Source organism: Fictibacillus enclensis (assembly GCF_030123385.1).
Lineage (GTDB): Bacteria > Bacillota > Bacilli > Bacillales > Fictibacillaceae > Fictibacillus_C > Fictibacillus_C enclensis.
This window is the reverse complement of the sequence record NZ_CP126109.1, coordinates 2,607,477-2,623,294: the sequence shown is the minus strand read 5'-3', so window position 1 is coordinate 2,623,294 and position 15,818 is coordinate 2,607,477. Positions and strand designations below refer to the sequence as shown.

The following is a 15,818-nucleotide window of genomic DNA, read 5'->3' as shown; positions in this document are numbered from 1 at the left end:
TTTCCTCCTTTACTCTTTTTCTTCAAGATGCTGAGCAATATGCAGGTGTGTTTTTAGAAGGTTATGAAACTGGTCATCTTCCAGACCTTGAACTGCCTCCCCGATAGCCTGGTGGATGCCGTCTTTTTGCTCATGAATGGTTTTTAATAGTTTCTTTCCTTTTTCGGTAATGGAAAGCTGAATTTCCCGTCGGTTATCTTCGACCGGCTGCCGATGGAGCAAGTCTTCCCGAACCAAAGCATCCACCGACTGACTAAGTGTACTTTTTGGAAAAAAGGTCTTTTCTCCAAGATTCTTCTGAGTTAGTTCCTTATGATGAATCATGGCGGTCAAAATGGTATATTGCGGCACGGACAAGCCGTTATCAGCTGCTGTCCGCTGGACAATCCGCATGACATTTTTTTGCACATTCCAAAAAGAGCGGAGAAGCTGAACCGACGGGGTGGTGTGCAGTGTTTCAAATTCCATGAACGACCCTTCCTTCTGTTTATTAACTGTTCATTTTAGAACAATTCATCTATGAACTATTATACGTTACCTCCAACGTCTTGCACAGTCAATAGGCTGAAGTAACAATAGGCAAGGTTACGATTCTCCTAAAATTAAGACAGAAGGTTTTATAAATCCAAAAGAAAGTAGCTTTTTTTCAAAGACTGCATTTTTTTACCGCTGTAGAATAAAGATACAGAAAATTTGAACTTTTGAAGGAGTTGTTGGCATGAATCGAACGATGACAGAAAAGCGTTCCAAGCGGTTTAAAGTGCTTGAAGAGCGGCCGGTTAACAAAGACGGCTTTGTAAAGGAATGGCCGGACCAGGGATTTGTTGCCATGTCCAGTCCTCATGATCCAGACCCGTCGTTAACAATAGAAAACGGCAAGATTACCGAAATGGACGGCAAAGAGCGAAAAGACTTTGATATGCTGGATCAGTTCATTGCGGACTACACGATCGACGTGTCGGCAGCAGGGGAAGTTATGAAAATGGAAAGTATCGAGATTGCCAGAAAACTGGTGGACATTCATGTTTCCCGTTCTGAAATGATTTCGATCGTTAAGGGAATGACACCGGCTAAAGTGGTGGAAGTGCTGAACAAGCTGAATGTCGTTGAAATGATGATGGCCCTGCAGAAAATGAGAGCAAGAAAAACCCCGGCTAACCAATGCCACGTAACCAATGTTCGTGACAATCCGATCCTGATGGCTGCCGATGCGGCAGAAGCTGGAATTCTCGGGTTTGATGAACAGGAGACCACGGTCGGCATTGTTCGGTACGCTCCTTTTAATGCACTAGCCTTGCTCGTAGGTTCACAGACCGCAAGAGGCGGAGTCTTGACACAGGATGCGCTTGAGGAAGCAACGGAATTGCGGCTGGCCATGCTGGGGCTTACCACCTATGCCGAAACCATTTCCATTTACGGAACGGAATCTGTCTTTATGGATGGAGATGACACGCCGTGGTCCAAGTCCTTTTTGGCATCGGCCTATGCTTCAAGAGGCGCAAAAATGCGCTTTACGTCCGGAACTGGTTCAGAAGTGCAAATGGCAGGGGCGGAAGGGAAGTCCATGCTTTACCTTGAAGTCCGTTGTGTCATGATGGCAAAGGGCGCCGGCGTTCAGGGGCTGCAAAACGGGTCCATCAGCTGTATCGGTATTCCTGCGGCTGTGCCGAGCGGGTTGCGGGCGGTCCTGGCGGAAAACCTGGCCACAACTATGTTCGATCTTGAAGTCGCCTCGGGAAATGACCAGACATTCTCCCATTCGGAAATCAGGCGAAGCGCCAAAATGCTCTGTCAAATGCTGCCAGGCACCGATTTTATTTTCTCCGGCTTTAGCGCAGTACCCAATAGTGATGATATGTTTGCCGGCTCCAATATGGACTCATCGGATATTGACGACTATCTTATCATTCAGCGGGACATGATGGTTGACGGCGGACTGAAACCGGTAGAGGAAACGGACGTTATCAATGTCCGCTATCAGGCAGCGAAATCCATGCAGGCGATCTTTGAAGAGTTGGGTTTTCCGAGGATCACGGATGAAGAAGTCGAAGCGGCAACCTATGCCAACAGCAGTGCGGATATGCCAAAACGCAATGTAGTGGAAGATTTGAAGGCGGCAGAGCGGATCTTAACGGAAGAGATTACTGGATTTCAGGTAGCCCTCATCCTTGCCAAAAGAGGCTACCAGCAAACGGCGGAACGGATCTTCAATATGCTGAAGCATAAAGTAGCAGGTGATTATTTGCATACTTCCGCGATTATAAATGCGCAAAATGTAGTGTTGAGTGCGGTTAATGATGAAAACGATTACAAAGGACCGGGAACAGGCTACCGATTGGGCGCGGAGCGATGGGAAGAAATCAAAAATATCCGCCAGGCGATCAGTCCCAGCGATTATTAAGGAGGGAAGCTCATGATTTGCACGTTTGAAATACTCATGAATCTGAATGACGGAGAAACGGCACAAAAAGGAACAAATGCCAACGAAGTGGTTATTGCGATTTCTCCTGCTTTTGGAAAAGAACTCAATAAAACGATTGTGAAAGTCGATCACAGCAAGGTGCTCAGAGAAATCGTTTCAGGCATTGAAGAGCAAGGAGCGCTTCCCCGCATTATTCGGAGTTACCATACAGCAGATTTGGCGTTCATGGGCCACCAGGCAGCAAAGCTCAGCGGTTCAGGCATCGGAATCGGCCTGCAATCCAGAGGCACGACCGTTATTCATCAAAAAGACCTGGATCCCCTGAGCAACCTGGAGCTCTTTCCGCAATCCCCGTCGATTACGCTGGAAACCTACCGCGCTATTGGAAAAAATGCCGCGCTTTATGCGCTCGGTGAAAGTGTCGACCCTGTCCCTTCGGTCAATGATCAAATGGCACGTCCCAGATATCAGGCGATTGCTGCCCTGCTTCATTTACGGGAAGCTGAGCAGGTGATTAAAAACAAAAAGCCGGTCGAAGTCGAATGGAACTTTTCAATCAAGGAGGAGGCAAACTGATGGCAGGTTTAACAAAAGCAGATTATCCTTTAGGACAAAAGCGGTCAGAGTTAATCTACACTCCAACGCAAAAAAAATTGGAGGATCTCACACTCGAAGCGGCGATAAACGGTGAGATTACGAGCAAGGACATGCGGATCAGCCCCGAAACACTTTCCATGCATGCTGAGATCGCCGAAAGTCTTCACCGCGATCAGCTGGGGCAAAATTTCCGGCGCGCTGCTGAACTCATCAACTTATCGGACCAGCGCATACTGGAAATTTATAATGCATTACGACCTAACCGTTCCACAAAAGGAGAGCTGTTGCAAATTGCCGATGAGCTTGAAAACGAGTACCAGGCAGCAGAAAATGCAAAGCTCGTACGGGAAGCTGCAGAAGTTTACGAAAGACGGGGCATTCTGCGGCAAGAAGGGGAGTAACGATGGCAAAAGATATTCTTGCCGGAATTGACATTGGAAACTCCACGACCGAGATTGCCATTGCGGAGGTGGGCGATAGAGATCCTCTGTTTCTGTCTCAGCACCTTGTTCCTACAACTGGTGTAAAAGGGACGGCTGAGAATATCCATGGGATTGTCGCCTGTCTGGAAAAAGCCGCGGAAAAAGCAGGTATCAAAGTTTCGGATTTATCACGAATCCGGTTGAATGATGCAGTGCCTGTAATTGGAGACCTTGCGATGGATCTGATCAGTGAAACCATTATTACTGAATCATCCATGATCGGCCATAATCCCGATACACCGGGTGGCGGAGGGCTCGGTGTGGGAGAAACCGTCATGATTGATGAGCTGCCGGATCAAAGAAGAGATAAAGATTTTATTGTGGTCGTTCCCCAATCCTTTGATTATGAATGGGTGGCCTATATGATCAACCGATGTATAAAGGACGGAATCTCCGTGAAAGGAGCCATCATCCAAAAGGATGATGGCGTACTGGTTCATAACCGGCTGCAGGAGAAAATCCCTATTGTGGATGAAGTGGACTTCATTGAAAAAGTTCCGCTTCACAAGCTGGCTGCAGTAGAGGTGGCGCTCTCTGGGCATGTGATCCGAATGCTTTCCAACCCCTATGGACTTGCGACCGTATTCGGTTTGAGCCCGGAAGAAACACGGCAGATTGCACCAGTGGCCAAATCTCTGGTCGGCATCCGTTCCGCGGTTGTGATCCGGACACCTCAGGGCGAAATTGTGGAACGAAAAATAGAAGCAGGCAACATTACATTAGTAGGAGACAAGGATTCAGTTTCTGTTCCGATCAACGATGGAGCGGAGAGGATTATGAAAGCCTATGAGAACATTGGGGATCTGGTCGATGTTCAGGGTGAAATGGGTACGAACGTTGGCGGAATGCTGAACGGTCTCAGACAGGACCTGGCAAATTTGACGGGTCAGGATGCCAATGACATTCATATTTCAGACATGCTGGCGGTGGATGCAGGCATACCGACTTCCATTAGCGGTGCGATGGCTGGAGAAATTGCCATGGAACAAGGCGTTGCCCTGGCTTCCATGGTAAAAACAGAAAAACTCTCTGTTCATAAAGTAGCTGATTTGCTTCAACAGCGATTGGACGTTGAGGTGGAGGTCGGAGGAATTGAAGCGGAAATGGCGATGCGCGGAGCATTGACAACACCGGGAACAGAACAGCCTCTGGTCATCCTTGATATGGGTGGAGGTTCAACAGATGCTGCCTCCATTGACCATAAAGGACAAATAACGACAACACACCTTGCAGGGGCGGGTGACATGGTCACGCTAGTCATTAAGTCAGAATTGGCGCTGGAAGACGCTGATCTGGCTGAAAAAATAAAGAAGTATCCTTTGGGAAAAGTGATCAGCCTTTTTCATATGCAGCTTGAGGATGGGACCATTTCCTTTACGGAAACACCGTATGCTCCTGAGACGTTTGGCAAAGTCGTTATACGTGAGGATAGCGGACTAACGCCATTGCCCATACGGGACAGTCTTGAGAAAATCCGCCATGTACGCCGGGAAGCCAAACGAAAGGTTTTTGTAACTAACGCCTTGAGAGCCCTGGAAAAAGTGTCGCCTACCCAAAATCTCCGTCATCTTTCGTTTGTTGTAATGCTTGGCGGGTCTGCACTTGATTTTGAAATCCCGCAAATGATCACCGAAGAGCTGTCCAGATTTTCTATTGTTGCGGGCTTTGCGAATACCAGAGGAACAGAAGGGCCAAGAAATGCTGTTGCCACAGGACTTATTTTGTCTGTAACCGAAGGGGTGGCTAATGGATCTTAAAGAGGTGTTTGTCCCTATCGTTCGTCAAAACGTTTCTCCTTCCATCTTGTTAAAAGAATTATGCGCGGGTTTGGAAGAAGAAGGTGTTCCATACCGAATTTCAGCAGAATCTGAAAAACTTTCATCCTCCCTGCCTATTTCTATTCTGGTAAAAGGAAACCAGTTCATGGTTTTTCATGAAAAACTTCCCGATGGTCAAAGTTATCTGAACGGTACTGAGGGTCAGGAGCGGTGGGGAGGGAAAAATGCGGCCAGATTGGTTAAAGGCCTTCCACTTTGTCTTGAATAACGTTAAGAGAATAAGGAGGATATGATGGAAAAACTTACTTTATCGACAGTCAAATCCATGATTGAACAAGGTGAAGGAAAAGCGCAGGAACTTGGTGTACCCATGGTGATTACCGTTGTGGACGGCGGCGGAAATCTCATCGCCACCCACCGCATGGATGATGCGCTTCTAGTAAGTGTGGATCTTTCATTAAATAAGGCATGGACCTCTGTCGCTTTTAAACAGCCTACTGCGGCACTCGCTGAAACATGTGCAAACGGCGGGGAGCTTTTTGGAATAAACACCTCAAACAGTGGACGGGTCATCATTTTTGGTGGAGGAATTCCTTTAGTGTCCGGGAATGAAATTATCGGCGCGGTTGGTGTTTCCGGCGGGTCGGTAAGCCAGGACATTGAAGTGGCCGAAGCTGTCGCTGATGCATTGGTTATGGCGTGATAAGAAAGTTGACAAGAGACCAATTCGGAAGCTGGATTGGTCTTTTTGTGCTGTACCCTTTATCTTGTAATTGTATCCGCTTTCATAGATACTAAAAAAAAGAAAACCTTTAAAAGGCGGTGACTCAATGAATATCATGGTCGTTGACGATGAGCCGTTGGAACGGGAGGTATTGCTTGATATTGTTTCCAAAAGCTCTCTCGAGTTTGACCGGTGTTTTGAAGCAGAAAATGGACGGGCTGCTTTAGATCAGATGAGGAATGAGCAAGCAGATATCGTCATTATGGATTTAAAAATGCCTGTGATGGATGGCATCCATGCTGCTGCAGAAATGAAGGATCAGTACCCACAAGTGAAAATTATCATACTGACGGCATATAACGATTTTGATTACGCCGTCAAAACGGTAAAAATAGGGGTCGAGGATTTCCTGTTAAAGCCTGTAAGTCCAAAAGAAATTCTGACTTCATTATCCGAAATAACCGAACAGATGGGCCTTCATGCTGTAAGCATGGTATATAAAGAAGACGCGAGTGATGCCATACAGTCGGTGACAGAGTATATCCGGATGAATTTGGACGAAAAACTTTCTTTAAAGCAGCTTGCTGACCATGTTTTTCTCCATCCTCAATATTTAAGCCGGCTGTTTAAACAAGAAACCGGAAAAACGGTCACTGAATACATTACGCAAAAACGGATTGAAAAATCAAGAGAGCTGTTAATCCAGTCCCATTCCTCTATCACAGAAATCAGCCAGCAATGCGGCTTTACTGACATCAATTATTTTTCCAGGGTGTTCAGCAAGCTTGAGGGTGTGCCGCCAAAAAAATACCGTACCTATCATGAAAGCTTACGCAAGGAAAAACGAAATCGGTTTCCTTATGATAAAATCATGTAAAAAAGAGACTGAACATTTCAATAACAAGGAGTGACAGAAGTGAAAAAGCTGCTTGATTTGGTGGATGTCAGTATATTGCAGGAAATCCAAAACAAGTTTGCGGATGCGACCAGTGTCGCGGTTTTGATTTGTGACGATACAGGTGTGCCCATTACCGAAGCAAGTAACTTCACAAGCTTTTGTAGATATGTCCGCTCTTCTCCCGAAGGCTTCCGCCGCTGCATGCTTTCAGACGAAAATGTTGGAAGAATGGCTGCCCACTGCCAGCGCCCTGTTCTTCATCGCTGTCATTCCGGATTGGTAGATTTTGCGGCGCCTATCGTGCTGCGGGGAAGGTACATGGGCGCCATTCTTTGCGGTCAGGTCTTAATGACAGAAACAGAATTGAACACCATTTCCGATATGAGAATGGACAAGGATCAATTGGACCTGAACACAGAGGAGCTAGGGATGCATTACAATCAACTGCTGTTCAAGAAGAAAAGCGAAATTGAAGCGATCGCCGAATTACTCTTTGTTACTGCCAATCATATCGTAAAAATCTGTGATGCCTATTTGACGAAAAAAGAGCTGTCCCGTAAAAGCGACAAATTGGTTAAGGAGCTTCAGCGCAGAACTCAGCTGGAACGCGATCTGAAAGAAACAGAACTTAAATTTCTTCAATCACAGATTAACCCCCATTTTCTATTCAATACACTCAATACGATCTCCCGCATCGCTTATATGGAGCAAGCCGAGCAAACTCAGGAAGTCACCTACCTGTTGGCTAAAATCCTTCGTTACAGCCTGAAAAATACCGAACAATACGTCACCTTTCAAGAAGAAATCGAGCATGTCAGAAACTATCTATTAATCCAGCAAACACGTTACCGCCATAAAATTGATTTTCAGCTGGAAGTGGATAAGTCCTTGTTGACCATGCAAGTCCCGATTTTCACCATCCAGCCCATCATTGAAAATTCCATTGTGCATGGTTTTGAGCCATCAGGCGAACCGATACAAATTTCACTGCATGCCTATCAAACTGACAATAAAGTTATCATAGAAATTTTGGATGATGGTATTGGCATTGAGGATCAGACCCGGTCACTTCCTTCCGAAAAACAGAGGCAGACGACAGGAATCGGTTTGGCGAATGTTGACAAGCGATTAAAGCACGGTTTTGGCATGCAATGGGGCATAGCGGATATTAGAAAACGAGAACATGGAGGAACAAAAGTGAATATAGAACTTCCGCTGTCAGTGTAGAGATTTGTAGAAATTTAGTACAGGCTTTTGATTTACAAAACGACAGTATTACTAAATACTAGAATAGTAGTTAAATTTAACCAAAAGGAGAGAATTCATGTATCGAAAAAGTGTGGTTTCATTACTTGCTGCAGGTCTGGCCTTTTCTATGGGCACATCCGCAGTCCACGCCAAAATATCACCAAACACCATTGCAGTTTCCACCGAAGCGAAGAAAGATTCAGGATTACCCATTAGTGCGGACCGGATGTACAACACGATTGCGTTTTTATCTGAACAGCCGCGTGAAGCGGGCACACAGGGAGAATGGAGAGCGGTGCAGTATATAAGCAAACAATTTAAAGCTCTCGGTTATGAAACAAAAATTCAACCCTACACGTTCAGCGCGTTTGAAGTGGATTCGGTATCCGCTGCAATCAACGGGAGTGACATGGGTGAGATTCCTCACGCGTTTACCGGAACAGTCAATGGGAATGTAACCGCCCAGCTGGTTTACGTTGGTAAGGCGAATCCTTCTGAAATCGGTGATGTAAAAGGTAAGATTGCCCTTGTAGAACGCGGGGATCTGACGTTTGTGGACAAGGTGAAAAATGTGATGGACCGGGGAGCAATTGGGGTCATCATGTTCAACAATACCGGTTCTTCGAATGAATTTGGACAGGTGGCCAGCGGCCAGAACATTCCGGCAGTCGGCATTACCCGTGCAAAAGGGCTGGAGCTCGTGGAGCGTTTAAAGTCTGAAACAATCACTGCAAATGTCAAGGTGACTGGCGCAGGATTAAAAGAAAAAACCTCTTATAATGTTATTTCCTCCAAAAAAGCGATGAAGAGCATGGATACCGGGAAGACCATTTTAATTGGTGCGCACCATGACTCTGTTCATGGCGGACCGGGAGCGAATGATGATGCCTCTGGTGTTTCTGGTGTGCTGGAACTGGCTAAACTGTATGCCAAAATTCCTACCGATACGGAAATCCGGTTTGTAACATTTGGCGGTGAGGAAAAAGGTCTTCTTGGATCCTATCATTATGCACAAAGTCTCACACCGAGTGATGCGAGCCGGATTGTCGCCCATTTCCAAATGGATATGATCGGAGGAAGGGATGCCGGGGCTGACCATCCGCTCGGCGGCTTGATTATGTATACCATTGACGGAAACAAAAACCTTGTGACCGATCTTGGCACAACCGCAAGCTCACAATTGTATGAAACCATTCCATACGGCAAACTGGGAAGAAGTGATCATCAGCCGTTCCATGAACTCGGTATTCCAGCAGCTTTGTTCATACATAGTCCCGTGGAGCCATGGTACCACACCCCTGAAGATACGCTGGACAAGATCGATAAGGAAAAACTGAAGCAAACAGCGGAAATCGTTGCAGCATCAACGTTCCAGATCGTCCGCCCAGGACCAAACTATAACCAGAATCCGGTCGAATATCCTTTTGAAAACCGTCCGGTGGATTGAGGAACAAAGAAAAGGACAGCTTATCACAGCTGTCTTTTTCTTGTGAGATCAGAAATAAAATCCTGTATTAACAAATAATGTGAAATTAACCACCGTGTTTCGTTTGGGATAAGGGGGCATAATATGACGGATCGAACTGAGATGCAGAAGTACGTTTCCTTTGGCTTGCGTTTAAAAGCTTTTTTATGGGATTATGTTTTTATTTTGGCATATCTCTTGGTGGTGTTTGGTTTTTCTTTTATTGCTCACCCCTTGCTTTTGCCCTTGTTCGGGGAAAGTCCTTCGTCTGCTGAAATTACTGGATTTTTACTAATTACGCTCCCTGTGTCTCTTTATTTTGCTTTAAGTGAAGGTTTTCAATTTCATGCGACATGGGGAAAACGAAAAATGGGAATCATAGTCACGGACAGGAAAGGTCAACTGGCTGGACTTGGACGATCAGTTTTCCGCACCGCTTTAAAATTTGCCCCGTGGGAGCTTGCCCATTTTACGATTTGGCACATGATTTTGCCTTCCAAATACTCCGAAGTGTTCATTTCTTTTTTGCTAATAACGGATTATGTCCTTATGTTTGTATACTCGATCAGTCCTTTCCTCAATAAAAAGAAACGGACCCTTTATGACTGCCTGGCGGGTACTGAAGTGAGGTACAAGGAGTAACATTCGTTCCTCATTTGACTCTTTCATTCCATCCTTGGGAAAAGTAATAAAAGACCACTTTATGTTACACTTAAATCAGATAAAGAATGAAAGAGGATTGATATGCGAACGATTAGAAAACGAAAAAACAAAGCACTATGGCTAACTTTACGAGGCTTGGCAATCATTATTGGAGGATTTATTGCGGCATATGGACTGGAAACCGTTTTAATTCCCAACAGCGTTTCAGACGGGGGAGTGACAGGGCTTAGCATCGTTGGTTCAGAGTTATTTGATCTGCCTCTGGGGATCCTGATTGCCATTATCAATATTCCTTTTATCTGGTTAGGGTATCAACAAATTGGCAGAAGCTTCGCGATTTTTTCCGTCATTGGCATTGCTTCGCTTGCACTCGGAACAAGCCTCATGCATCATATGCCGGCAATTATTGAAGGAGACACCTTGCTGATAACGGTTGTCGGGGGAATCATTCTTGGACTAGGAATGGGTTTGGCTTTGCGTAACGGTGGTGCCTTGGATGGAATCGATATGCTTGCCGTATTACTCGCAAGAAAATTACCATTCGGTACAAGTGATTTTATCCTGTTCCTGAATTTGTTTGTTTTTATATTTGTTTCCTTCGTATTTGGTCTTCAGGGGGGCATCCTGTCTGCGATTGCCTATTTCATTGCTTCGAAAGTGATACATATTGTTGAAGAAGGATTAAGCGGCTCTAAAATGTTTAAAATTATTACCACTGAACCTGAATTAATGGTAGAAACCATTCGGGACCGCTTAGGTCGAAGTGCTACGTATAATGAAGTATATGGCGGCTACACAAATGAAAAATTTAAAGAAATTACGTGCGTCATCAACCGTCTGGAGGAAAGCAAAATTAAAGAAATCATCAACGAGATAGATGAAGGTGCTTTTGTTACGGTATATGACGTAGCCGAAGTTAAAGGCGGAAACTTCAGAAAGAATAATATTCATTAGCGATCCGGGAAAAAGCCTGCAGACAAGTTTCATGTCTGCAGGCTTTTTTCAATTTGTTTAAGTTTATAGTTTTGAAAAGTCTAAATATTTGATTTTTTTATTTTGCTTGGTTACATTTCTCCATAGAATGTGTTTTTTATCCAGGGAAGCTCACAAATAGGGAGGGTTTTACAATGTTAAAACGCAAAATTGGCCGTTTGGGTTTTGAAGGTTCAGTGGTCATGTTTGGAGCAGCAAGTTTGGGAAGTGTAACGCAGGAAGAAGCGGATCAGTCGATATCGTATGCGCTGAACCATGGAGTGAATCACTTTGATACTGCCGCCGATTATGGGGATGCAGAGGTGAGGTTGGGACCGATCATCAGCGAAGTCCGCAACGATATCTTTTTAGCAACGAAAACGGGACAACGGACGAAAGAAAAAGCGAAGGAAGAAATCTATCGTTCGTTGGAACGGATGCGGGTGGATTCAGTGGATTTACTTCAGTTGCATGCCGTAGGGACGATCGAGGAGCTGGATAAATGTACAGCAAAAGGAGGCGCGCTGGAGGCGGCCATTGAAGCAAAAGAAGAAGGGATCATTAAAGCGATTGGTATAACTGGCCATGGACATCAGGCTCCTGTTACCCACTTGGAAGCTTTAAAGCGCTTTTCATTCGACACCGTATTGCTTCCGCTTAATTATTATATGTACTCGCTGGTTGATTACCGGGCAGCGTTTGATGCACTAATGGCCGAAGCGAACAGCCAAAACGTGGCAGTTAGAGTGATTAAGGCCATTGCAAAGGCACCATGGGAAGAAGGACAAGAGCGGAATTATGCCACATGGTACGAGCCTTTCGACCAACAAGAAGTAATCGATGCCTGTGTTCACTTTGTTCTTTCCTTCCCAGGTATCGCTGGTTTTGCCAGTGCGGGAGATATTCACTTGTTCCCTAAAATTGTCGATGCGGTTGAGCGCTATGGTTCGATGAATAACGAAGAGGCGGAACGGATCTTAAGCTCAATCAGTGGGTACACCACAATATTTGGTTCACCTACTTCTATTGCTTAGTACTGATTTAACAGACACTAGTAAAACTAATGAAACTATCAGAGACAGAACGAAACAAAATGAGACAACGTCTCATTTTGTCTCGTTTTTTTTTTTCGTAATAATACAAAACTCTATTCCTAAAGGGTTTTTCAAGTTGGCACGGATCTTGCTACATAGTAAAGTGAAGTTTTTAAAAAAGGAAGACAGGGAGGCTGAAGTATGGAAGCGACGCAAAGTCAGACCGTAGAATCTTTAACAAATGACAGGGCGCAGTGGATGTACCGAAAAATGCTCGAGATCAGAAAGTTTGAGGACAAGGTGCATGAGTTGTTCTCGCTTGGTAAGCTGCCGGGATTCGTGCATCTTTATGCCGGAGAGGAAGCGGTAGCTGTTGGTGTTTGCTCGCATTTGACGGATTATGACAGCATTACGAGCACACACCGCGGACATGGCCACTGTATTGCCAAGGAATGTGGACTGAATGGCATGATGGCCGAGATTTATGGAAAAGTGACGGGACTCTGTAAAGGAAAAGGCGGATCCATGCATATCGCTGACTTTGACAAGGGCATGCTTGGGGCGAATGGAATCGTTGGAGGTGGCTTTCCTTTGGCTTGTGGTGCTGCATTGACGGCCAAGTATAAAAAGACCAATAATGTAAGCGTTTGCTTTTTCGGTGACGGTGCCAACAACCAGGGAACTTTCCATGAAGGCATCAATCTGGCCGCCATCTGGAAGCTGCCAGTTGTGTTTGTGGCGGAGAACAATGGCTATGGAGAAGCTACACCGTTCTCTTATGCTTCAAGCTGTAAAACCATTGCTGACCGGGCTCACGGCTACAATATTCCTGGAATCACGGTTGATGGGAAAGATATCCTTGCCGTTTACAAGGCGGCTGAAGAAGCGGTTGAACGTGCACGAAGAGGTGAAGGACCAACATTAATTGAGTGTGTCACGTACCGTAATTACGGACATTTTGAAGGGGATGCACAGAAATATAAGGTGGAAGAAGATAAACAGGAACATAAGGAAACAAAGGATGCCATTATCAATTTCAGAAAATATTTGTTGGAAAAACAGATGTTTGCTGAAAATGAACTGGTCGAAATTGAAAACGCTGTTGATCTGGCGATCGAAGAAGCGGTCAAATTTAGTGAAGACAGCGAGTATCCTGAACCATCCGATTTATTGAACGATGTATACGTAAGCTATTAATCGAAAAAGGAGGAAGGGACAATGGGAAGAACAATCAGTATGGCTGATGCCATCAATGAAGCAATGAAGCTTGCGATGAGAAAAGATGAAAATGTACTGCTGCTTGGTGAAGATGTGGCAGGAGGTGCGCAGGTTGACCACCTTCAGGATGATGAAGCCTGGGGCGGAGTGCTTGGTGTAACGAAGGGCCTTGTTCAGGAATTCGGACGGGAACGCGTGCTGGATACTCCCATTACCGAAGCGGGATATGTCGGAGCTGCAATGGCAGCGGCTTCCACAGGGCTTCGGCCGATAGCCGAGCTGATGTTTAATGATTTCATCGGGTCCTGCCTCGATCAGGTACTCAACCAGGGGGCAAAATTCCGCTACATGTTCGGCGGTAAAGCAAAAGTTCCGATCACCATCCGGACCACACATGGCGCCGGCTTTCGAGCAGCGGCCCAGCATTCCCAAAGCCTGTATGCCCTCTTTACGGCCATTCCTGGTATTAAAGTGGTGGTTCCATCCACTCCTTATGACGCCAAAGGATTGCTGTTAAAGGCGATTGAGGACGATGATCCTGTCATCTTTTTTGAAGACAAGACTCTGTATAACATGACAGGCGAAGTGCCGGAAGACTATTACACTATTTCATTTGGAGAAGCAGATATCAAACGTGAAGGAAGCGACATTACCATTGTTGCGATCGGAAAAATGGTCCAGGTTGCCCTGACCGCTGCTGATCAGTTGGCGGAAAAAGGCATCCAGGCTGAAATTGTTGATCCAAGGAGCCTTTCTCCTCTTGATGAAGATACGATTCTGGCTTCGGTGTCCAAAACAAACCGCGTGGTAGTCATTGACGAAGCGAATCCACGGTGCAGCATGGCGACAGATATCGCAGCGCTTGTTGCCGATAAAGGGTTTGATTTACTGGATGCTCCGATCAAGCGCATTACCGCTCCGCATACACCGGTTCCGTTTTCTCCACCGCTGGAAGACATTTATCTTCCAACTCCGGAAAAGGTCGTACAGGTGGTTTCCGAGCTCTTGGGAGAAAACGCGCTTAGCGTGTAACATCATAAAGGAAAGGAGAGAAACGAAGATGGCCATCAATGTTGTCATGCCAAAACTCGGAATGGCGATGAAAGAAGGAACGGTCTCTGTCTGGAACAAGAAAGTGGGAGATCCGGTACAAAAAGGAGAGCTGATCGCCAGCATTAATTCTGAAAAAATAGAGATGGAGATTGAGTCTCCCGCAGAAGGCATTCTTCTGGAAATTGCCGTAGATGAGGGGAAGGGTGTGCCTCCCGGAACGCCGATCGCCTACATTGGACAGCCGGATGAAAAGGTTGTAAGTGGAGCCCAAGAGGAGGCAGCTGCGAGTATTGTCGCGGAGCCTGAGGTTCCAGCTCCCGCATCCCCGCAGGTAAAGGAAACCCCTTCACATGTAACAATCTCTGGTGAGAAAGTGAAAATCTCACCGGTTGCCAGAAAAATGGCTGCCGAGGCCAATCTGGACATCCAGACGCTGGCCGGAACGGGTCCGGGAGGAAGGATTACCAAAGAAGATGTGCAAAAGGCGCTCGAAAACGTTTCTCAACAGTCCCGGCCGGAACCTCCTGCACGGAAAGAAAATGAAACAAATACCAAGGCTGATCAGGCATCACGGCCGCTAACTGGAATGCGCAAAGTGATCGCTGAACGGATGCACAGCAGCTTGCAAAACAGCGCTCAGCTGACCATTTACATGAAAGCGGACATTACAGAGCTGAAAACGCTGCAGGCTCAAAGTGCAGCTTCTGTCAAACGCAGGTTTGGAGAGAAACTCACCATAACGGATTTTATTGCTCGTGCCACAATTTTAGCGTTGCAGGTGCACCCGTTGATGAATAGTGCCTTGATTGATGATTCGATCCATGAAAGAAACAATGTTCATTTGGGGATGGCAGTTGCATTGGAAAAAGGTCTTGTTGTACCGGTCATTAATGATGCTGAAAAACTTTCTTTGTCTCAATTGTCCGCTTCGATTAGGGAGTTGGCGAAAAAGGCAAGAGAGAATCAGCTTGGCAGTGAAGAAATGACAGGTTCAACCTTTACCATCACTAACCTGGGAGCGTATGGCGTTGAGCATTTTACTCCGATCCTGAATCCTCCGGAAGCGGGAATCCTTGGTGTGGGGGCAGCGGAAGACCAGCCTGTGTACCGGAGAGAAAATTTGGAACGCCGCAGCATTCTGCCGATCAGCCTAACCTTTGATCACCGGCTCGTGGATGGCGCACCAGCTGCCGTTTTTTTAAAGGAAATTAAAGGGTATCTGGAAGAGCCGTTTTCAATGCTGGTATAGAAAGAAGGTGATGAA

16 protein-coding genes are annotated in these 15,818 nt (G+C 45.9%); 15 read left to right on the top strand and 1 reads right to left on the bottom strand.

The window, feature by feature from the left end:
• Nucleotides 1-9 precede the first annotated feature (9 nt).
• On the bottom strand, nt 10-468 hold the full coding sequence (locus QNH15_RS13755; protein ID WP_283888970.1) for a MarR family winged helix-turn-helix transcriptional regulator: 459 nt from the start codon (nt 466-468) through the stop codon (nt 10-12).
• A gap of 250 nt (nt 469-718) precedes the next feature.
• Between QNH15_RS13755 and QNH15_RS13750 the strand changes: the two genes are divergently transcribed.
• The 15 genes from QNH15_RS13750 to QNH15_RS13680 all read left to right on the top strand — a co-directional run bounded on the left by QNH15_RS13750 (nt 719) and on the right by QNH15_RS13680 (nt 15,803).
• Nucleotides 719-2,401 (top strand): propanediol/glycerol family dehydratase large subunit, encoded by a 1,683-nt coding sequence (locus tag QNH15_RS13750; protein WP_283888968.1) that lies wholly within the window; start codon nt 719-721, stop codon nt 2,399-2,401.
• A gap of 12 nt (nt 2,402-2,413) precedes the next feature.
• Entirely contained in the window at nt 2,414-2,998 is a 585-nt protein-coding gene (locus QNH15_RS13745) for a propanediol/glycerol family dehydratase medium subunit (protein WP_283888966.1), read from the top strand.
• Complete coding sequence (locus QNH15_RS13740) at nt 2,998-3,420, top strand: diol dehydratase small subunit (protein ID WP_283888965.1); 423 nt, start codon at nt 2,998-3,000, stop codon at nt 3,418-3,420. Before QNH15_RS13745 ends, QNH15_RS13740 begins: the two co-directional genes overlap by 1 nt.
• A gap of 2 nt (nt 3,421-3,422) precedes the next feature.
• Nucleotides 3,423-5,258, top strand: coding sequence for a diol dehydratase reactivase subunit alpha (locus QNH15_RS13735; RefSeq protein ID WP_283888963.1), 1,836 nt, complete (start codon nt 3,423-3,425; stop codon nt 5,256-5,258).
• The gene (locus QNH15_RS13730; RefSeq protein ID WP_283888962.1) at nt 5,248-5,547 is read left to right on the top strand and encodes a glycerol dehydratase reactivase beta/small subunit family protein; all 300 of its coding nucleotides are present in this window, start codon (nt 5,248-5,250) and stop codon (nt 5,545-5,547) included. Before QNH15_RS13735 ends, QNH15_RS13730 begins: the two co-directional genes overlap by 11 nt.
• 21 nt (nt 5,548-5,568) lie before the next feature.
• Nucleotides 5,569-5,982 carry a GlcG/HbpS family heme-binding protein gene (locus QNH15_RS13725; protein ID WP_338082307.1) on the top strand — a complete coding sequence of 138 codons (414 nt, stop codon included), beginning with the start codon at nt 5,569-5,571 and terminating at the stop codon, nt 5,980-5,982.
• Nucleotides 5,983-6,109: 127 nt separating this feature from the next.
• Nucleotides 6,110-6,880, top strand: coding sequence for a response regulator transcription factor (locus QNH15_RS13720; RefSeq protein ID WP_283888961.1), 771 nt, complete (start codon nt 6,110-6,112; stop codon nt 6,878-6,880).
• Nucleotides 6,881-6,919: 39 nt separating this feature from the next.
• A complete protein-coding gene (locus QNH15_RS13715) occupies nt 6,920-8,128 on the top strand; it encodes a sensor histidine kinase (RefSeq protein ID WP_283888959.1) in 1,209 nt (402 codons plus the stop codon).
• A 97-nt stretch (nt 8,129-8,225) separates the two neighbouring features.
• Nucleotides 8,226-9,596, top strand: coding sequence for a M28 family peptidase (locus QNH15_RS13710; RefSeq protein ID WP_283888957.1), 1,371 nt, complete (start codon nt 8,226-8,228; stop codon nt 9,594-9,596).
• 123 nt (nt 9,597-9,719) lie between these two features.
• Entirely contained in the window at nt 9,720-10,256 is a 537-nt protein-coding gene (locus QNH15_RS13705; protein WP_283888956.1) for an RDD family protein, read from the top strand.
• Nucleotides 10,257-10,358: 102 nt separating this feature from the next.
• Nucleotides 10,359-11,231, top strand: coding sequence for a YitT family protein (locus tag QNH15_RS13700; protein ID WP_283888955.1), 873 nt, complete (start codon nt 10,359-10,361; stop codon nt 11,229-11,231).
• 173 nt (nt 11,232-11,404) lie between these two features.
• A complete protein-coding gene (locus tag QNH15_RS13695; RefSeq protein ID WP_283888953.1) occupies nt 11,405-12,283 on the top strand; it encodes an aldo/keto reductase in 879 nt (292 codons plus the stop codon).
• 201 nt (nt 12,284-12,484) lie between these two features.
• The gene (locus QNH15_RS13690) at nt 12,485-13,480 is read left to right on the top strand and encodes a thiamine pyrophosphate-dependent dehydrogenase E1 component subunit alpha (RefSeq protein WP_283888951.1); all 996 of its coding nucleotides are present in this window, start codon (nt 12,485-12,487) and stop codon (nt 13,478-13,480) included.
• A 21-nt stretch (nt 13,481-13,501) separates the two neighbouring features.
• Nucleotides 13,502-14,533 carry an alpha-ketoacid dehydrogenase subunit beta gene (locus tag QNH15_RS13685; protein ID WP_283888950.1) on the top strand — a complete coding sequence of 344 codons (1,032 nt, stop codon included), beginning with the start codon at nt 13,502-13,504 and terminating at the stop codon, nt 14,531-14,533.
• A gap of 28 nt (nt 14,534-14,561) precedes the next feature.
• Nucleotides 14,562-15,803 (top strand): dihydrolipoamide acetyltransferase family protein, encoded by a 1,242-nt coding sequence (locus QNH15_RS13680; protein ID WP_283888948.1) that lies wholly within the window; start codon nt 14,562-14,564, stop codon nt 15,801-15,803.
• The last annotated feature ends 15 nt before the right edge of the window (nt 15,804-15,818 follow it).